The 15,028-nt window shown below is 27.3% G+C and carries 15 protein-coding genes; 10 read left to right on the top strand and 5 right to left on the bottom strand.

What is annotated here, in order from left to right; translation table 11 throughout:
* Positions 1-30: 30 nt before the first annotated feature.
* Both AC4FRL_RS10710 and AC4FRL_RS10705 read left to right on the top strand, forming a co-directional pair.
* The gene (locus AC4FRL_RS10710; protein WP_491140208.1) at positions 31-711 is read left to right on the top strand and encodes a response regulator transcription factor; all 681 of its coding nucleotides are present in this window, start codon (positions 31-33) and stop codon (positions 709-711) included.
* Positions 708-1,721, top strand: a complete 1,014-nt coding sequence (locus tag AC4FRL_RS10705) for an ATP-binding protein (protein ID WP_491140207.1) — start codon at positions 708-710, stop codon at positions 1,719-1,721. Before AC4FRL_RS10710 ends, AC4FRL_RS10705 begins: the two co-directional genes overlap by 4 nt.
* 84 nt (positions 1,722-1,805) lie before the next feature.
* On the opposite strand, the gene AC4FRL_RS10700 is transcribed toward AC4FRL_RS10705, so the two are convergent.
* The gene (locus tag AC4FRL_RS10700; RefSeq protein ID WP_491140206.1) at positions 1,806-2,381 is read right to left on the bottom strand and encodes a PepSY domain-containing protein; all 576 of its coding nucleotides are present in this window, start codon (positions 2,379-2,381) and stop codon (positions 1,806-1,808) included.
* A gap of 248 nt (positions 2,382-2,629) precedes the next feature.
* On the opposite strand from AC4FRL_RS10700, the gene AC4FRL_RS10695 reads away from it, so the two are divergent.
* Both AC4FRL_RS10695 and AC4FRL_RS10690 read left to right on the top strand, forming a co-directional pair.
* The gene (locus AC4FRL_RS10695; RefSeq protein ID WP_491140205.1) at positions 2,630-3,400 is read left to right on the top strand and encodes an ABC transporter ATP-binding protein; all 771 of its coding nucleotides are present in this window, start codon (positions 2,630-2,632) and stop codon (positions 3,398-3,400) included.
* Positions 3,390-5,369 (top strand): FtsX-like permease family protein, encoded by a 1,980-nt coding sequence (locus AC4FRL_RS10690; protein ID WP_491140203.1) that lies wholly within the window; start codon positions 3,390-3,392, stop codon positions 5,367-5,369. The genes AC4FRL_RS10695 and AC4FRL_RS10690 overlap by 11 nt, the downstream gene beginning before the upstream one ends.
* 161 nt (positions 5,370-5,530) lie before the next feature.
* Here AC4FRL_RS10690 and AC4FRL_RS10685 read toward each other — a convergent pair whose 3' ends face one another.
* Entirely contained in the window at positions 5,531-6,364 is an 834-nt protein-coding gene (locus tag AC4FRL_RS10685) for a CPBP family intramembrane glutamic endopeptidase (protein ID WP_491140202.1), read from the bottom strand.
* A gap of 269 nt (positions 6,365-6,633) precedes the next feature.
* Between AC4FRL_RS10685 and AC4FRL_RS10680 the strand changes: the two genes are divergently transcribed.
* Together AC4FRL_RS10680 and AC4FRL_RS10675 are read left to right on the top strand one after the other, a co-directional pair.
* Positions 6,634-7,659: a TDT family transporter gene (locus AC4FRL_RS10680; RefSeq protein ID WP_491140201.1), complete on the top strand. Its 1,026-nt coding sequence runs from the start codon at positions 6,634-6,636 to the stop codon at positions 7,657-7,659.
* Positions 7,660-8,135: 476 nt separating this feature from the next.
* On the top strand, positions 8,136-8,288 hold the full coding sequence (locus tag AC4FRL_RS10675) for a hypothetical protein (RefSeq protein WP_491140200.1): 153 nt from the start codon (positions 8,136-8,138) through the stop codon (positions 8,286-8,288).
* Between the two features lie 162 nt (positions 8,289-8,450).
* Here the strand turns inward: AC4FRL_RS10675 and AC4FRL_RS10670 are convergent, their stop codons facing one another.
* Positions 8,451-9,338, bottom strand: coding sequence for a DMT family transporter (locus tag AC4FRL_RS10670; protein WP_491140199.1), 888 nt, complete (start codon positions 9,336-9,338; stop codon positions 8,451-8,453).
* Positions 9,339-9,623: 285 nt separating this feature from the next.
* On the opposite strand from AC4FRL_RS10670, the gene AC4FRL_RS10665 reads away from it, so the two are divergent.
* Positions 9,624-10,862 (top strand): competence/damage-inducible protein A, encoded by a 1,239-nt coding sequence (locus AC4FRL_RS10665; protein WP_491140198.1) that lies wholly within the window; start codon positions 9,624-9,626, stop codon positions 10,860-10,862.
* A gap of 553 nt (positions 10,863-11,415) precedes the next feature.
* Entirely contained in the window at positions 11,416-12,336 is a 921-nt protein-coding gene (locus AC4FRL_RS10660) for a CPBP family intramembrane glutamic endopeptidase (protein ID WP_491140197.1), read from the top strand.
* Positions 12,337-12,546: 210 nt separating this feature from the next.
* Here AC4FRL_RS10660 and AC4FRL_RS10655 read toward each other — a convergent pair whose 3' ends face one another.
* Positions 12,547-12,816, bottom strand: coding sequence for an iron-sulfur cluster biosynthesis family protein (locus tag AC4FRL_RS10655; protein WP_491140195.1), 270 nt, complete (start codon positions 12,814-12,816; stop codon positions 12,547-12,549).
* A gap of 401 nt (positions 12,817-13,217) precedes the next feature.
* Between AC4FRL_RS10655 and rbr the strand changes: the two genes are divergently transcribed.
* Positions 13,218-13,805: a rubrerythrin gene (gene rbr, locus AC4FRL_RS10650; protein WP_491140193.1), complete on the top strand. Its 588-nt coding sequence runs from the start codon at positions 13,218-13,220 to the stop codon at positions 13,803-13,805.
* A gap of 82 nt (positions 13,806-13,887) precedes the next feature.
* On the opposite strand, the gene AC4FRL_RS10645 is transcribed toward rbr, so the two are convergent.
* Positions 13,888-14,433: a 2'-5' RNA ligase family protein gene (locus AC4FRL_RS10645; RefSeq protein WP_491140192.1), complete on the bottom strand. Its 546-nt coding sequence runs from the start codon at positions 14,431-14,433 to the stop codon at positions 13,888-13,890.
* A gap of 405 nt (positions 14,434-14,838) precedes the next feature.
* Here AC4FRL_RS10645 and AC4FRL_RS10640 point away from each other — a divergent pair, with 405 nt between their 5' ends.
* Positions 14,839-14,967 (top strand): hypothetical protein, encoded by a 129-nt coding sequence (locus AC4FRL_RS10640; protein WP_491140191.1) that lies wholly within the window; start codon positions 14,839-14,841, stop codon positions 14,965-14,967.
* Positions 14,968-15,028: the final 61 nt, after the last annotated feature.

Genomic DNA, 15,028 nt, shown 5'->3' with positions numbered 1-15,028 from the left:
GGTGTAAAATTTTAATAAGAGGTGAGGTATATGCAAAGGAATAAAATTTTTATTATTGAAGATGAGGAAAAGATAAGAGAGGAACTTACTAAGTTTTTAGAAAAGTACGGCTATTCAATTGAAACTTCAGAGGATTTTGAGAATATTGTTGAACTTGCTTTAAAGAGCAATTCAGATATGATTTTGCTAGATATAAATCTTCCATATTATGATGGATATTATGTTTGTAGGGAAATAAGAAAGAGAAGTGAAGTGCCTATTATAGTGGTAACTAGTAGACAAAGTGAAGTTGATGAGCTTATGAGTATGAATTTAGGAGCAGATGATTTTGTAACTAAGCCTTATAATACTCAAATACTTTTAGCTAGAATATCTTCAATTATGAAGAGGGCTTATGGAGGAGTAAAAGAGGAGACAGAGGAATTTATTTTAAGAGGGTTAAAATATAATATGTCAACTAGTGAGGTTTCTTATAATGGGCAGGTTATGGAACTTACTAAAAATGAAAGTAAGATTTTAAATATATTAATGAGGAATAAGGGAAAAATAGTTTCTAGAGATAATATTATTAAGTTTTTATGGCAAAGTGATGAGTTTATAGATGACAATACCTTAACGGTAAATGTAAATAGACTTAGAAAAAAATTAGAGAGTATTGGTGCTTTAGGATATTTGCAGACTAAGAGAGGGCAGGGGTATATGCTAGCATGAGTTTGGTTGAATTTATTAAGGAAAGAATATTATTTATTTTTATAAATTTATTAATACTTGCTTTTACTGCTACCTTGCTTAAAAGTTTAGGAGTAAATAATTTTGCTATTTTGTTTATTTTTATTATAAATCTTATTGGTGTACTGGTTTTTCATGTTTTTGATTATTTTAGAAAGAAACAGTATTATAGTGAAATAATTAAAAATCTAGAGGCTTTAGATAAGAAATATTTAATATCAGAAATGATTGATGAAGGCTCTTTTGCTGAAAGCAAGATAGTATATGATGTTATTTGTAAAAGTAATAAGTCTATGAATGATGAAATAGGTGTTTTTAAAAATGATATAAATGATTATAAGGAGTATATAGAGCTTTGGGTTCATGAGATAAAGACACCAATTGCAACTTGTAAGCTTTTAATAGAAAATAATGAATCACCTCTTACAGAAAGTATTTTAGAGGAAGTTTGTAAGATTGAGAATTATATAGACCAAGCACTTTTCTATACTAGGAGTAATAATGTTGAAAAGGATTATATAATTAAGAAGATAAATTTATCCTATGTAGTAAATAATGTTTTAAAAAATAATGCAGATGCATTGATTAAAAATAGAGTTAAAATAACTTTAGGAGACTTAGATAAGGAGGTTTACTCTGATAATAAGTGGCTTGAGTTTATCTTAGGACAGATAATATCTAATTCCATTAAGTATATGAATAAGAGCTTTAAGGAACTTAAAATATATTCTGAAAACAATAAGGATTGTATTTTTTTAAATATTGAAGATAATGGAGTGGGAATCCCAAGTCAGGATATTGGAATGGTTTTTAATAAAGGTTTTACAGGAGAGAATGGGCGTAAGTTTAAAAAGTCTACAGGAATAGGACTTTATCTTTGTACTAAGCTTTGTACTAAGCTTGGCTTAGATATTAGTATATGTTCTGAGGAAGGGATTTTTACAAGGGTTTCAATTATTTTTCCTATAAATAAAATGATGACTTTTGATTAAGTTTACTTTAGAAATATTTTTTGTTATATACAATAGCTATAAAGCTATTGTATATAACAGGTTTATTATTTTTAATTAATAGATTTATTCAAGTTCATAGCTTATAATTTCGCCATTAGTTGCATTAATTTCATATTTAAATTCTTTATTGTTATGATAAAACTCAATTTCATATTTTTCTATTCCGTCATCATGTTCTTTACTAGCTTTAACAAATGAAACTTCATCACTTGTTAGGTTAGCATCTTTTAAGGCTATTTCTTTAGCCTTGTCTAGTGATATAACACTTTCCTTTGAGCCTTTATTTGAATTATTAATATTAGAATTTTCTACATCACAACTATAATCAATAATATCTCCATTGTTAGCATTTATTTCATAGTCATATTCTTTATTATCATGATAAAATTCAATTTCATATTTTTCTATTCCGTCATCATGCTCTTTGTTTGTCTTACCAAAGGAAACCTCATTACTTGTTAAATTAGCATGTTTTAAGGCTATTTCTTTAGCTTCTTCTAGGGAGATGGTTTCCTTATTTTCTTTATTTTGAACCACTTCTTGACTAGTAGACTGTGCCTTTGAATGGTCTACATCATTACAAGATATTAAGCTTAAACTAGATATAATAAGTATTGTTCCTATTAAAAATTTTTTCATATATTCCTCCAAGCTAATAAAATTGTTATTTAAAAATATAAAAAATTTTTTTGCATATGTCAATTTTAAATTTTATTATTACATTTTTGTTAGTTTACTGTTATGTACTTCTATGGATTGAATTTTTTAAAAAATATAAACTAAGAGTGTAAAGAGAAAAGAACTACTTTAGTTTTAGCAAGAATTTATTTTTAGTTTTTATTTTTAAAGAAGTAGTTAGTAAATTTAAGTTTAAGGAGTGTAATTTTATGAGTAGAGAAGTTTTGAATATAAGTAATATAGAAAAATATTATGGTAAAAAGGGGAATGTTACAAAGGCTATAGATAATATTAGCTTTACTGTAAAGGAGGGGGAATTTGTTGGAATAATGGGTGCTTCAGGAAGTGGTAAGACAACTCTTTTAAATTGTATATCTACAATAGATAAGGTAACTAGTGGACATATATATTTAGAGGGAGAGGATGTTACAAAGTTTAGCCAAAATAAGTTAGCTAAATTTAGAAGAGAAAAGATAGGATTTATATTTCAAGATTTTAATCTTTTAGACACTTTAACATCTTATGAAAACATAGCTTTAGCACTTACTATTCAAAGAGTTAATCCTAAGGAGATTGATAAGAGAGTTAGAAGTATTGCAGAGGCTTTAAATATAACTTCTGAACTTAATAAATATCCTTATGAAATGTCTGGTGGACAAAGACAGAGAGTTGCTTCAGCTAGGGCAATAGTTACAAAGCCTTCTTTAATTTTAGCTGATGAGCCTACTGGGGCTTTAGATTCAAAGGCAGCTACAAAGCTTCTTGAAAGTTTAGAGGATTTAAATAAAAATTTAAAGGCTACAATTATGATGGTAACTCATGATGCCTTTACAGCAAGTTATGCTAGTAGAATTTTGTTTATTAAGGATGGAAAGATTTTTAATGAACTTATAAGAGGAACAGATAGTAGAAAAGAGTTTTTTAATAGAATTATTGAGGTAGTAGCACTTCTTGGAGGTGATAGCAATAATGTATTTTAAATTAGCTTTAAAAAATATAAAGAATAGTTATAAAAATTACGTTATATACTTTTTAACCTTGATTTTTACTGTTAGTATATTTTATACCTTTAACTCTATAGAATCACAGAGTTTAATGATGTCTATTAATGAACAAAAGAGAGAAGCCTTTATTGTAGCAGATAGGCTTATGGGATATTTCTCTACTTTCATAGCTTTTGTCTTAGGATTTTTGATAGTTTATGCTAATAATTATTTAATAAAGAGAAGAAAAAAAGAATTTGGAGTTTATATGATTCTTGGAATGGAAAAGAGAAAATTATCAGGAATGATATTTTTAGAAAGCTTTATTATAGGAGCTATCTCTCTAGTTTTTGGACTTTTTTTAGGGATTATTTTATCTCAAGCTTTATCAGTTTTAACAGCTTATATGTTCCAAGTTGATTTTAAAAGCTTTAAGTTTGTTTTTTCTCCTAGTGGATTTAAAAAGACTGTTCTTTGTTTTTCCATTATATATATTGTTGTATTATTTTTTAACTACATAAGTGTTAGAAAGGTTAAGTTAATAGAGTTATTAAATGCTTCAAGAAAGAATGAAAAACCTACTATTAAAAATTTATGGTTTTCAGTAATACTTTTTGTGCTTAGCTTAGTTATGTTAGTAGTTGCTTATTATACTGTTTTAGAAAAGGGCGTGGGACTTCTTGACTTTAAATCCATTGGATTACCTATAATACTTGGAATTTTGGGAACATTTTTGTTTTTCTATTCTTTAACAGGATTCTTTTTAAAGTTTATTCAAGGAAACAAAAGATTTTATTTAAGAGATTTAAATATGTTTGTTATGAAACAAGTAAGCAGTAGAATAAATACAACCTTTGTTTCACTTTCTTTTACATGTTTAATGTTATTTTTATCTATATGTATATTTTCAGGGGGACTTGGAATAAATAAAGCAATGAACTCTGACCTAGAAGATTTAACTAAGTTTGATGCTACTTTTTCTAATTATAATGAAGTAAATATTGGAGAGGTTTTAAAGGAAAAGAATATTGATATCTCAGAGTTCTGTAAGGGATATGCAAATTTAACTATGTATGATAGTGAGGTTAAATTTAATAAATTTTTAAGTGATAAAGCTTTAGAGAGTTTAAAAAATTATTACCAAGTTTCTAATGGGGCAGGAATTTTAGCAATTGGAGAAAGTGATTATAATAGTGCTTTAAAACTTCTTAATATGGAGCCTGTTACTTTAGATAAAAATCAATACTTAGCAGTTGGAAATGTTGGTGAAGCTAAGAAATGGGTTGAACAGAGTTTAGAAGAGGGAAAAGAAATAACTATTTCAGGAGAAAAATTATATCCTAAAAATAAAACCTATGAGGATATAACTCTTTATAACTCTACCATAAAGGGAGATATATTAATCTTTGTTGTGAAGGATTCTCTTCTTTCTAATTTAAAACCTGAGGCTAGTTATTTTGATGTAATGATGAAAGAGGGAGCAGAGGAAAAGGAAGAATTTAAAAAGATTCAAAAGGAGCTTGTAGAGGATGATATTTATTGTATATCAAAGAAAGATATATATACTAGTGCAACAGGCTTAGGAGCAACAATGGCTTATTTAGGAATATACCTAGGGCTTATATTTATAATTACATCAGCTTTAATCTTATCTATTCAACAACTTACAGAATCTACTGATAACATAGAAAGGTATAGACTTTTAAAGGAAATTGGTGTAGATAAGAAAATGATAAACAAGGCTATATTTACTCAAGTGGCTATTTATTTTATATTGCCATTATCTCTTGCTATAGTTCATTCAATAGTTGGATTAAAGGTGGCTTCAAACATAGTAAGTGTCTTTGGAAATTCTAATATTATGCCAAATATAATAATAACTTCAATAATCTTTGTTATAATTTACGGAGGATATTTCATAGCAACTTATTTAGGGTTTAAGAAAAATATAAATGAAAGAGCGTAAGTAGGGTTAAAAAATTAAATTTATGGAAATACTATAAGGTATCATATTTAACTCTCTATATAACTTAAATAAAAAAGGTAGAACTAAATTTAGTTCTACCTTTTTTAATTTTAATTTTAAAGTAAGTGTATAAAACTTATAATTTTAAGAAATATATTTTATTAATAATAAAGTGAGGAGTCTTTTTCAAAGAACTTTATAAGTTTATGGGCTCCTATTATTATTAAAACAACTGACACTATTATAAAAAGTACTTCCATAACCATAATTGGTGCAATTTCTAAGTATGAAAGGGTTAATGGAATTACAAGAAAAGAAAAAAACTTATATGTTATGTTAGCAACAAGGGAAGCATATAAGGAGTTTGTAGAATAAAAGAATATTCCTAAAAATAATCCTAATATAAAGGCGTAAATTCCCTGTATTAAGTTGCAATGACATATAGCAAAGATAAAGGCTTGTAAAACTAGGGCTAGGGCTAAGCTATAATTATCTCTTAAAAATCCAAAAATAACTCCTCTAAAGAAAATCTCTTCAAATATAGGTATTAGTAAAATAACAACTACAAGAGATAGTATAGAGTTTTTAGTTAAGGCCATAGCACTTTCAACTATGGAGTAACTTTCAAAGATACTTGGAAATAAGGGTGTTAATATTACCATAGAGAATAATATTAGCATAGATAGTCCTATGGAAAAAATAATCATATAAAATAATACCTTTAGGTTAACCTTGTTAAACCTGCATACTTTAAATAAATTTTTCTTTAAACCTAAAAATATAAAAAATACTATTATAAACATTATTAAGTCTGAAATTATGGTTAAGTTATAAATAACAGGAGTTAGGATTTCAAGTATATTGAAGGTATTTGGACCTACTTGATTTACTATATAATAAACTCCTACATAAACTCCCGAAACTAAAGTTGATAAAAAAATATAAAGTAGGGGTAGACCAATTACAAATCCTAATGTTTTTAAAACCTTTTTCATGAGTTTTCCCTCCTTTTTCATATCATTTAAATATTAGTATTCTAAAGAAAAATATCTATAAAAAGTAAAAAATATGAAATCGTTATTAATATTGTATCAAAAAAAACAAAATATGTATATAATGTAAACAAAGTTTAAAGAAAAAATTAATAAAATCTAATTTTCATGATTTTTATAACTTCAAGCTTATATCTATTATAGAAGAAATGTATTTTAGCTTATTACAGAAATGGTATATAATAGAATTATCAAGTGAGTAGGATGTGATGATGGAACAGATGAAAAAGTATTTAGATAAGCTTCAAAATATGCCAATTGGAATCAGTGGGACTTGCTTGGCATTTATAACATTAAGTAACTCATGGAAATTAAAAGGAATAAATTACTTTAAACCAATAGCAATATTTTTAGCAGTCTGTATGCTTGCTTTAATGATTTTAAGAGTTATAAGATTTCCAAAGGTTGTGTATAATGAACTTAAAAATCCAGTAACAGGTACTTTTTACCCGACACTAGGAATGGTTCTTTGGTTAGTATCAGGATTCTTCTATCCATACTTCCCAGTATTATGTAGTTGGCTTTGGATAGCAGCTGTTATATATCATTATGGTATAGTCATATTCTATACAATAACAAGAATTAGAGAAAGAAAATTTGAAAATATAATGCCTACTTGTTTCATAGTTTATACAGGTATGATAACAGGTAGTGTGGCAAGTAAAGGAATGGATGGGGTAATACCTCAAATTCCACAAATAGCGCATTTTATGCTAATGTTTGGATTTGTATTCTATACACTTCTATTACCATTAGTTCTATATATAGTATTTAAGAGTGAAATCTTAGATGACCACAAGTTGCCAACAGTAGGTATAATTTGTTCACCAGCTCCCCTTGGAATAGTTGGTATATTAACAATTGAACCTAATCCTAATCCATACATGTTGGCTTGGTTAATAATAACAGGTTTAGTTTTACTTGTAGTTGTCTACGGATATATCTTAAAGTTATTTAAAGAAGGCTTTAAGCCATCTTATGCAGCCTTTACCTTCCCCTTAGCAATTGCCACTTTATCAGCATTTAAGTTATCAACTTATTTTACTGATTTAGGATATGCTAAGATGGCTAGCTTATTTAAATTCTTTGGAGATGTAGAAATATTCGTAGCAACATATGTAATATTCTTTATATTACTTAACTTCTTAAATATGTTCTTCAAAGCTATTAACCCTAGATTTGGAAAACATCTAGAAGAAGAAGAAGAATTAATAAGTGGAACTCTTTATTCAAAATAGTTTTTGGGTAGAGTTTATATAAATAAACCTCAGGCTTTATTCGCAGAGAATTTAGTCGGAAATTTCTAAAATAATGCTCAGATTTTAGAAATTAAACTCTTATATCTTTATTGTTATAAGATAAACTTTTAGTTAAACAACATAATAAAAATCTCAATCACTTTACAGTATTTTATAAAAAAGATTATGGGTTAAGATTATTTAAACGTTAAGTCAAACTCCCACCGACTTTATAAATGATAAAATAGACAAATTAGCCTCATACGACTCATAATCTTTTTATAAGATGCTCCCAAAATAATGTGTCATGCTGTATTTTCTAGTTGAAAATATGAAAGATAAGTGGAAGGATTAGCCCCTTCCACTTATTTTTTTTATGTTTTTTTATTTTAGGGAAAGATATTTCTTTTAGAGAATTTAATTTTCTTTTAGGGCATATAACTTATAGATAGGGCGTTTTTAGGAGGGTTATTTATATGATACAAGAGGCTTTGAGATTTGGATATGAGCAATGTGCAAGTATTGGATACTCTATGGGCTTTGGAGCAAGAGAGGGGCTTATTTTAGAACTTGCTCTTTTAAGTGTATTTATAGTTAGGTTATATAATATGAAAGAATCTAAAAAATAAAGGGGGTATCAAGAAAATTAATAAATTATTAAATTATTTAACATTGATTTTTATATGATAACAAATTATAATTAATTGATTTCATTATAAAATAATAATTATTTTTGCATTTACAAAAAAGAAAAAAAGCTGTTTTAAACAGCTTTTTTCTTTATAATTTTTTTAATCTAAATAGGGAATTATTTCATTTCCTTCTTTTTTCTTTTTTTTCTTACCTCCTAAAATGTTTAGTATTGAGGAGCCAACTATTATTACATATCCAACAAAGGATAGGAAATCTGGTATTTCTCTAAAGAAAATAAATCCATAAAAGGCAGCTATTATTAATCCTATATAGTCATACATTGATATTTCTGAGGCAGGTGCATTTTTATAGGCTATGGTTAAGGAAACTTGTCCTAAAGTAAATGCTATACCAGCAGAAACAAGTAAAAGTACATTTTTTAGGGTTAAGGCCTCTGTGTTCATAAACATTGAAGGGAACATTACTATAGTTGCTATGGCTGTAAAGGAAAGGATTATTGTCCAAAAGTCCTCCTTATCTCCAAGCACTCTTATCATTGTGTATGCCATTCCTGCAAAGGCAGCAGATAAAACGCCTACAAGAGAAGGGATTATTGCTGTACTAAATTGAGGTTTTATTACAAATAAACTTCCTAAAAAAGCTATTATTAAAAGAGTAAATTGTTTTTTTGTAATTTTTTCTTTTAATAATAGGTAACAAAATATTATTGTGAAAAAAGGTGCTAATTTAGTAAGTATTGTGGCATCTGATAAGAACATTTTATCTAGAGCGTAATAGTTTGTTAGTATGGATAGGGTTCCAACTACCCCTCTAATTAATAAGTATTTTCTGCTTTCTTTTTTTCCAAAGAAGGAGCCTTTTTTATAAAATATTATAAAGCAAACAATTATTGTTGCTACTACATTTGTCAAAAAGGTTTTTTGATAGGAATTAACTCCTACAGCTAGCTTACTAAGAAGGTTCATAGTAGCAAAGGCTGCTGAGGCAAGTATCATAAAGATAATACCTTTAAATTTTGAATTCATTTTTTACCTCCTTAATTTTACTTGTTTTTTATTTAGTTTTATTATTCTTTTAGAGGTTTTTAATATTTTTGCTTCATATTAAAAAGATTATTAAGAATAAACAAAGACTATTATAGAACTAAGTAAATAAGAGGTCAAATTTGTAATTGATTATTCATATAATAATTAGAAATTATAGAAAAAATATGTATAAAACTTAGGACATAGAGTGAAAAGTAGAGTAAAATTATTTCTTAGGGGATAATAATTTTATAGTGCAAAATTTAATTTTAAGAAGGTGATTTTTTGAAAGCTGAAATAATGGCAATTGGGACAGAAATACTTTTAGGAGATATTATAAATACTAATGCACAGTTTTTATCAAAGGAGATGGCAAACCTTGGTATTAATGTTTATAATCAATCTGTAGTAGGGGATAACCCTAAAAGAATATTGGAAGCTTTTCATAAGGCTTTTGAAAACTGTGATACCATAATTACTACTGGAGGTTTAGGACCTACAAAGGATGATTTAAGCAAGGAGCTGGCAGCTAAGTATTTTAATATGGAACTTTCTTTAAGGGAAGATATTCTTTTAGAGTTAGAGAAGTATTTTAAAGATAATAATTTAGAGATGAGTGAGAATAATAAAAAACAATGTTATTTTCCAAAGGAAGCTATAATACTTAAGAATAATAATGGAACAGCACCAGGAGCTATTTTAGAAGGACCTAATAATAAGAGAATAATTCTTCTTCCAGGACCTCCAAGAGAAATGGAGCCTATGTTTAGGGATTATGTAGTTCCTTATTTAAGTAAGTTTAGTGATGGTGTTTTACTTTCTAAGGTTCTAAGAGTTTTTGGCTTAGGAGAAAGTGAAATGGAGGTTTTAGTTTCTGACCTTTTAGATAGTGAAAATCCAACAGTTGCTCCTTATGCAAAGAATATAGATGTTATTTTAAGAATTACAGCTAAGGGAAAGGATGAAGAAGAGGCTAAAAGACTTATTGCTCCTATGGAGGAGGAAATAAGGAGAAGGCTTTTAGACAATGTTTATGGAGAAGGAGAAACTACCTTAGAAGAGGTTGTTGGAAAGCTTTTAGTTCATAAACATATGACAGTTTCTACAGCAGAATCCTGTACTGGAGGAATGGTTGCAAGTACACTTATAAATTATCCTGGAATATCTGAGGTCTTTATGGAAGGGGCTGTTACTTATTCTAATGAAGCTAAAATGAAAAGGCTTGGAGTAAGGAAGGAAACCTTAGAGAATTTTGGAGCCGTTAGTGAAGAATGTGCTAGAGAAATGGCAGAGGGGATAGCTAGAAATGCTAATACTAAAATAGGAATATCTACAACAGGAATAGCAGGTCCTGGTGGAGGAACTTTAGAAAAACCTGTTGGATTAGTTTATGCAGCCTTACATATTAATGGAGTAACAAAGGTTAGAAAGTTTAATTTTAAGGATGAAAGACAGGTAGTTAGAAGAAAAACTGTAATGTATGTTTTAGACTGGCTAAGAAGAGAACTTCAAGATATGAAATAGGGCTTAAAGGTATTTTTGTTTAAAAAATTACCCATTAAGAAAACTTAATGGGTAATTTATATGTGCTTAGTTTTATTTTAAAGCTATGCTTTAATATGTCTGAATTTTAAAAATGGAGAGAGTATTTTTCCATACTCTCTGCTTTTAAAACATGAAGAAAATTTATTACATTATAAGGGTTTTAAGGGGGAGACAGTTTCGTTAGACTGTATTCTATCGAAACTGTCAGTATAAATAAAATGGGGGAGAGGCTATTATAAGATTGAAGCTTATTGCCTCAGTAAATAGTATTGACCGTATTGATTTTTTTATACAATTTAAAATAAATATTTTTATTTTTTTATGGAGAATTTAATAAAGAGGTATGTCTATAAAAACTTATAATTTTATCTTTCTTTTAATAAGTTTAATAGAAAGAACTTTAGAATAAAAAATGATTAATTAGTAATATGCGATTAAATATGTTATATTTTAAAATGATTAAGTATGTTTTAAGATAATTTATATTTTATAATTTATATTTTAGTAATGATTTATAGAAGGGAGAAATAAGATGAAGCCTATATTTAAAGTCGATCTATATTTTCTTATAGTATTAGTTTTATCTATAGTAGGACCTATGTTTGTAACGCCAATGCTGTATAGGATGGGGATTATACCACCTTTAGTTCTTATGGCAGTACATATAATATTTTTTATAGTTCCAGCAATTATTTATATATTTGTAACTAAGAGTAACTATAAAAGAGTTTTTAGTTTTAAAAAACCAAAGGGAAAAGATATATTTTATTCAGTTTTAATAGCTGCTTTAGCTTTACCTGTAATGACATTTTTTTCATATATATCAAGTTTGTTTTCTACAAATGAGGTGGCTATAGCCTTAGAGCAAATGAGAAGTTATCCTTTATGGCTTATGATATTAGTAGTTGGAGTAACACCAGCTATTACAGAGGAGCTTACTATGAGAGGGATTGTTCTTTCTGGTTTTGAGTTTAAGAGTAAGAATGTAGCTGCAGTTATGACTGGTATAATGTTTGGTATTTTACATTTAAATGCTCATCAATTTTTATATGCTACAGTTATGGGTATAATTTTAGCCTATGTAGTTAGAGCTACAGGAAGTATATTCTTATCTATGATAATGCACTTTTTAATAAATACCTTTAACTTAATTCAGCAAAGAATTATGAGTGAAGGAATAAAGCCAGAGGATTTACTTCATTCTATAAATAATGTAAATACATTAGCTACTGGTATAAAGGTTGAGCTATTTTTATATTATTTAGTTTTAGCAGTAGTGGCTTCTTTCTTAATTATTTATTTAATAAGAAAGATGGAAAAGAGAAACTTTGATATAACTTTAGATGAGTTAGATGTAGCAACAAGAGTTTCTTATAAGGAAGAAAGAGTAATAAATATTCCTTTTGTATTAAGCGTTATAGTATTTATTGTTTATACCTTCTTTCTGGTCTAAATAGGCAAGGGTTAATTTTTAGAGAGGTATTTAATTTATTGCTTTTAGATTTTTATAAAGAGGGAGAATTTAAATAGAATATTTTTAAAAAGAAAAAGGAACTGTTTTGGGATACAGTTCCTTTTTTATTAAGTTGTGTGGTTAACTTAAGAGTGTATTAAGCTATTTATATTATTAACTTAATCCTTAGGAAATATACATCTCTTAAAATTAATACACCTTAAATTTTTTTCCTAAGATAGTTCTTTTGTATTCTATAGTTGCATCAGTAAAAAAGTGAGAAATACTTTTATCTGCTACTATTTTTACTCCTCTATCTATGGAAACATCATCATTTTCACGCTGTTCATCCAGAACAACTTCAATATTTAAGCCTGCTCAGCAAGATGAGTTAGCTTCTATTCTAAGGGCATCTTTTCCACTAGAAGATAACATATCTTTTACTTTTTCTATGGTGTTATCATGTATTTTAACCTTCATAAAGCCTATATCCTCCTTATAGTTTTTTTTATTTAATTGTATAGATTTAGTTTATTAAGATAAAAAATAAATATTAAAAAAATAAAAGTTAAAGAAATCTTGTTTAGGTATATTATACCTAATAATTATTTTTAAATACAGAAAAGACTTTTATTAAAAAAACTTTAAATAATTATTATTTATGTAGAATAATATTTAATAAATTCTGAAATAATAAAAAAGAATGGTAAAAAGAAATAAACTTAACAAAAAATTCAAAGACTTATTGAATTTTCTTGGAAAAGTGATAATATAAAATATGTAAGAAATAATAGTTATTAATTAACATAACTTAAATATTATTTATTTGTGAAAATAATTTTAAAGTGTTTTTTCAAGTAAGTAATTGTAGGAGGTTTTTTATGAAAAGTTTAAAAGGAACTAAAACAGCAGAAAATCTAATGAAATCCTTTGCAGGTGAGTGTCAAGCTAGAACTAGATACACATATTTCTCTAGCATGGCTAAAAAAGAAGGATATGTTCAAATAGCAAATATATTTACAGAAACTGCAGACAATGAAAAGGAACATGCAAAAAGATTTTATAAATTCTTAAAAGATGACCTACAAGGAGAAGCTGTAGAAATAAATGCTGCTTATCCTGTTGAATTGCCTACAGATACTTTAACTAACTTAAAATATGCAGCTAGCGGAGAGCATGATGAATTAAGCAACCTTTATCCATCTTTTGCTGATGTAGCTGAGGAAGAAGGATTCCCAGAAATTGCAGTAGCTTTTAGAATGATAGCTAAAGCAGAAACAGCTCACTACAATAGATTTACTAAGTTAGCTAAAAATATGGAAGAAGGAAAAGTATTTAAAAAGGACGAAGTGGTTCTTTGGAAATGTGGAAACTGTGGATTTATCTTTGAAGGAGCAGAAGCACCTTTAAAATGTCCTGCTTGTTTACATCCACAAGGATACTTTGAAGTTTTTAAAGAAACTTATTAAAATTGTTTATTCATGCACAACTCATTTTATATATAAACTAAACTTTTTCAGAGAGAAAGAAATTTCTCTCTGATTTTTTTTCTTATGTTAGTGGGTAGTTAAAGACTACCATTTTACTTTCATCATTTATAGGTCTCCAAAATTGAATAGCATCAATTAAAAGTTCCCTATCAAAATGATAATCTTGAAGCTTTGTGTATGCTGATTCAAATTCATCTTCTCCCCAAACTCTTTGTGCAAAGTATGGGTTAGCTAAGGAAACATGTAGTTGCCATGTATCAGGATTTGAAGTTACCTTAAAGCCTGCCTCTACTAAGTCCTTATAAAGTTCTCTAGATAAATCCTTTATTATTCCACTTTCTTCATCTACCTTTAAATTTACAGACCTATAAGGGTCTCCAAATTTTATTAGTCCATTTAAATGAACCTCAAATTTTTTATATGATTTTAATGTGTTTTTTACCACTTCATTTAGTTTGTTCATATCTGGATCTTCAATTACAGCTAAGGTAATATGAAGCATTGGAAGATTCTCATAAAGCTTATATTCATTTGAAATGGATTCTTGTAATGGCTTTATTATTCCATAGGAATACTTATCAAAAAGTGCCACTAAGTAATACAGCATAAATAAACCCCTTTCTTACTAGTTTGTGTAATTTATACCAAAGTATTTAGTCTATTATAACATATTAAAACTTAGAAAGACTATAAGGGGTCTTTTCCATAAAGGCTTAAAGCCCTCTAATCTTTCCTCTTTCTTAAAATATATAATTAAAAAATAAGAAATATTTATTTAATTAAAAAATTTTAGAACAAATTTCTCTTTTTTGCATAAAGTACTTAGGGAGGATTTAATTCTTCTTTTGAAATTTTTTAGTAAAGACCTAGTAAAAAAGAAGTTAATTTTATTAATAGGAAGAAAAATATATTTGAAAAACTAAAGAGAGATAATATACTATATATAATGTATTAGATAGAATTAAAATTTTTTATAGATTTACTTAGAAATTTTGAAAGGTGGAGTAGGGAAATGGTAGAAAGCAGAGTGAGTAGATTAAACAAAAAGAAATCTTCTAGATTGTCTGTTTTATACAATGTAGTTGGTATTAGCTTTTTAGCTTTAATTTTATTTTTTGGTAGCCGTATATTTTTAAAATAAAGAATTTTAATTAAAGCTTTAGGAGTATTTCTAAAGAAAAATATTTTCTTTAGAAATATTT

The organism is Clostridium sp. TJA032, assembly GCF_058310275.1.
This window is presented reverse-complemented; position numbering and strand designations above follow the sequence as displayed.

Excerpts from the sequence above, each read along its gene's own strand:
- AC4FRL_RS10710 (WP_491140208.1), top strand. The coding sequence starts at position 31 with ATGCAAAGGAATAAAATTTTTATTATTGAAGATGAGGAAAAGATAAGA.
- AC4FRL_RS10690 (WP_491140203.1), top strand. The coding sequence starts at position 3,390 with ATGTATTTTAAATTAGCTTTAAAAAATATAAAGAATAGTTATAAAAAT.
- AC4FRL_RS10670 (WP_491140199.1), bottom strand. The coding sequence starts at position 9,338 with ATGAATTCAAAATTTAAAGGTATTATCTTTATGATACTTGCCTCAGCA.
- AC4FRL_RS10675 (WP_491140200.1), top strand. The coding sequence starts at position 8,136 with ATGATACAAGAGGCTTTGAGATTTGGATATGAGCAATGTGCAAGTATT.
- AC4FRL_RS10700 (WP_491140206.1), bottom strand. The coding sequence starts at position 2,381 with ATGAAAAAATTTTTAATAGGAACAATACTTATTATATCTAGTTTAAGC.
- rbr (WP_491140193.1), top strand. The coding sequence starts at position 13,218 with ATGAAAAGTTTAAAAGGAACTAAAACAGCAGAAAATCTAATGAAATCC.
- AC4FRL_RS10680 (WP_491140201.1), top strand. The coding sequence starts at position 6,634 with ATGGAACAGATGAAAAAGTATTTAGATAAGCTTCAAAATATGCCAATT.
- AC4FRL_RS10660 (WP_491140197.1), top strand. The coding sequence starts at position 11,416 with ATGAAGCCTATATTTAAAGTCGATCTATATTTTCTTATAGTATTAGTT.
- AC4FRL_RS10705 (WP_491140207.1), top strand. The coding sequence starts at position 708 with ATGAGTTTGGTTGAATTTATTAAGGAAAGAATATTATTTATTTTTATA.
- AC4FRL_RS10640 (WP_491140191.1), top strand. The coding sequence starts at position 14,839 with ATGGTAGAAAGCAGAGTGAGTAGATTAAACAAAAAGAAATCTTCTAGA.
- AC4FRL_RS10645 (WP_491140192.1), bottom strand. The coding sequence starts at position 14,433 with ATGCTGTATTACTTAGTGGCACTTTTTGATAAGTATTCCTATGGAATA.
- AC4FRL_RS10685 (WP_491140202.1), bottom strand. The coding sequence starts at position 6,364 with ATGAAAAAGGTTTTAAAAACATTAGGATTTGTAATTGGTCTACCCCTA.
- AC4FRL_RS10695 (WP_491140205.1), top strand. The coding sequence starts at position 2,630 with ATGAGTAGAGAAGTTTTGAATATAAGTAATATAGAAAAATATTATGGT.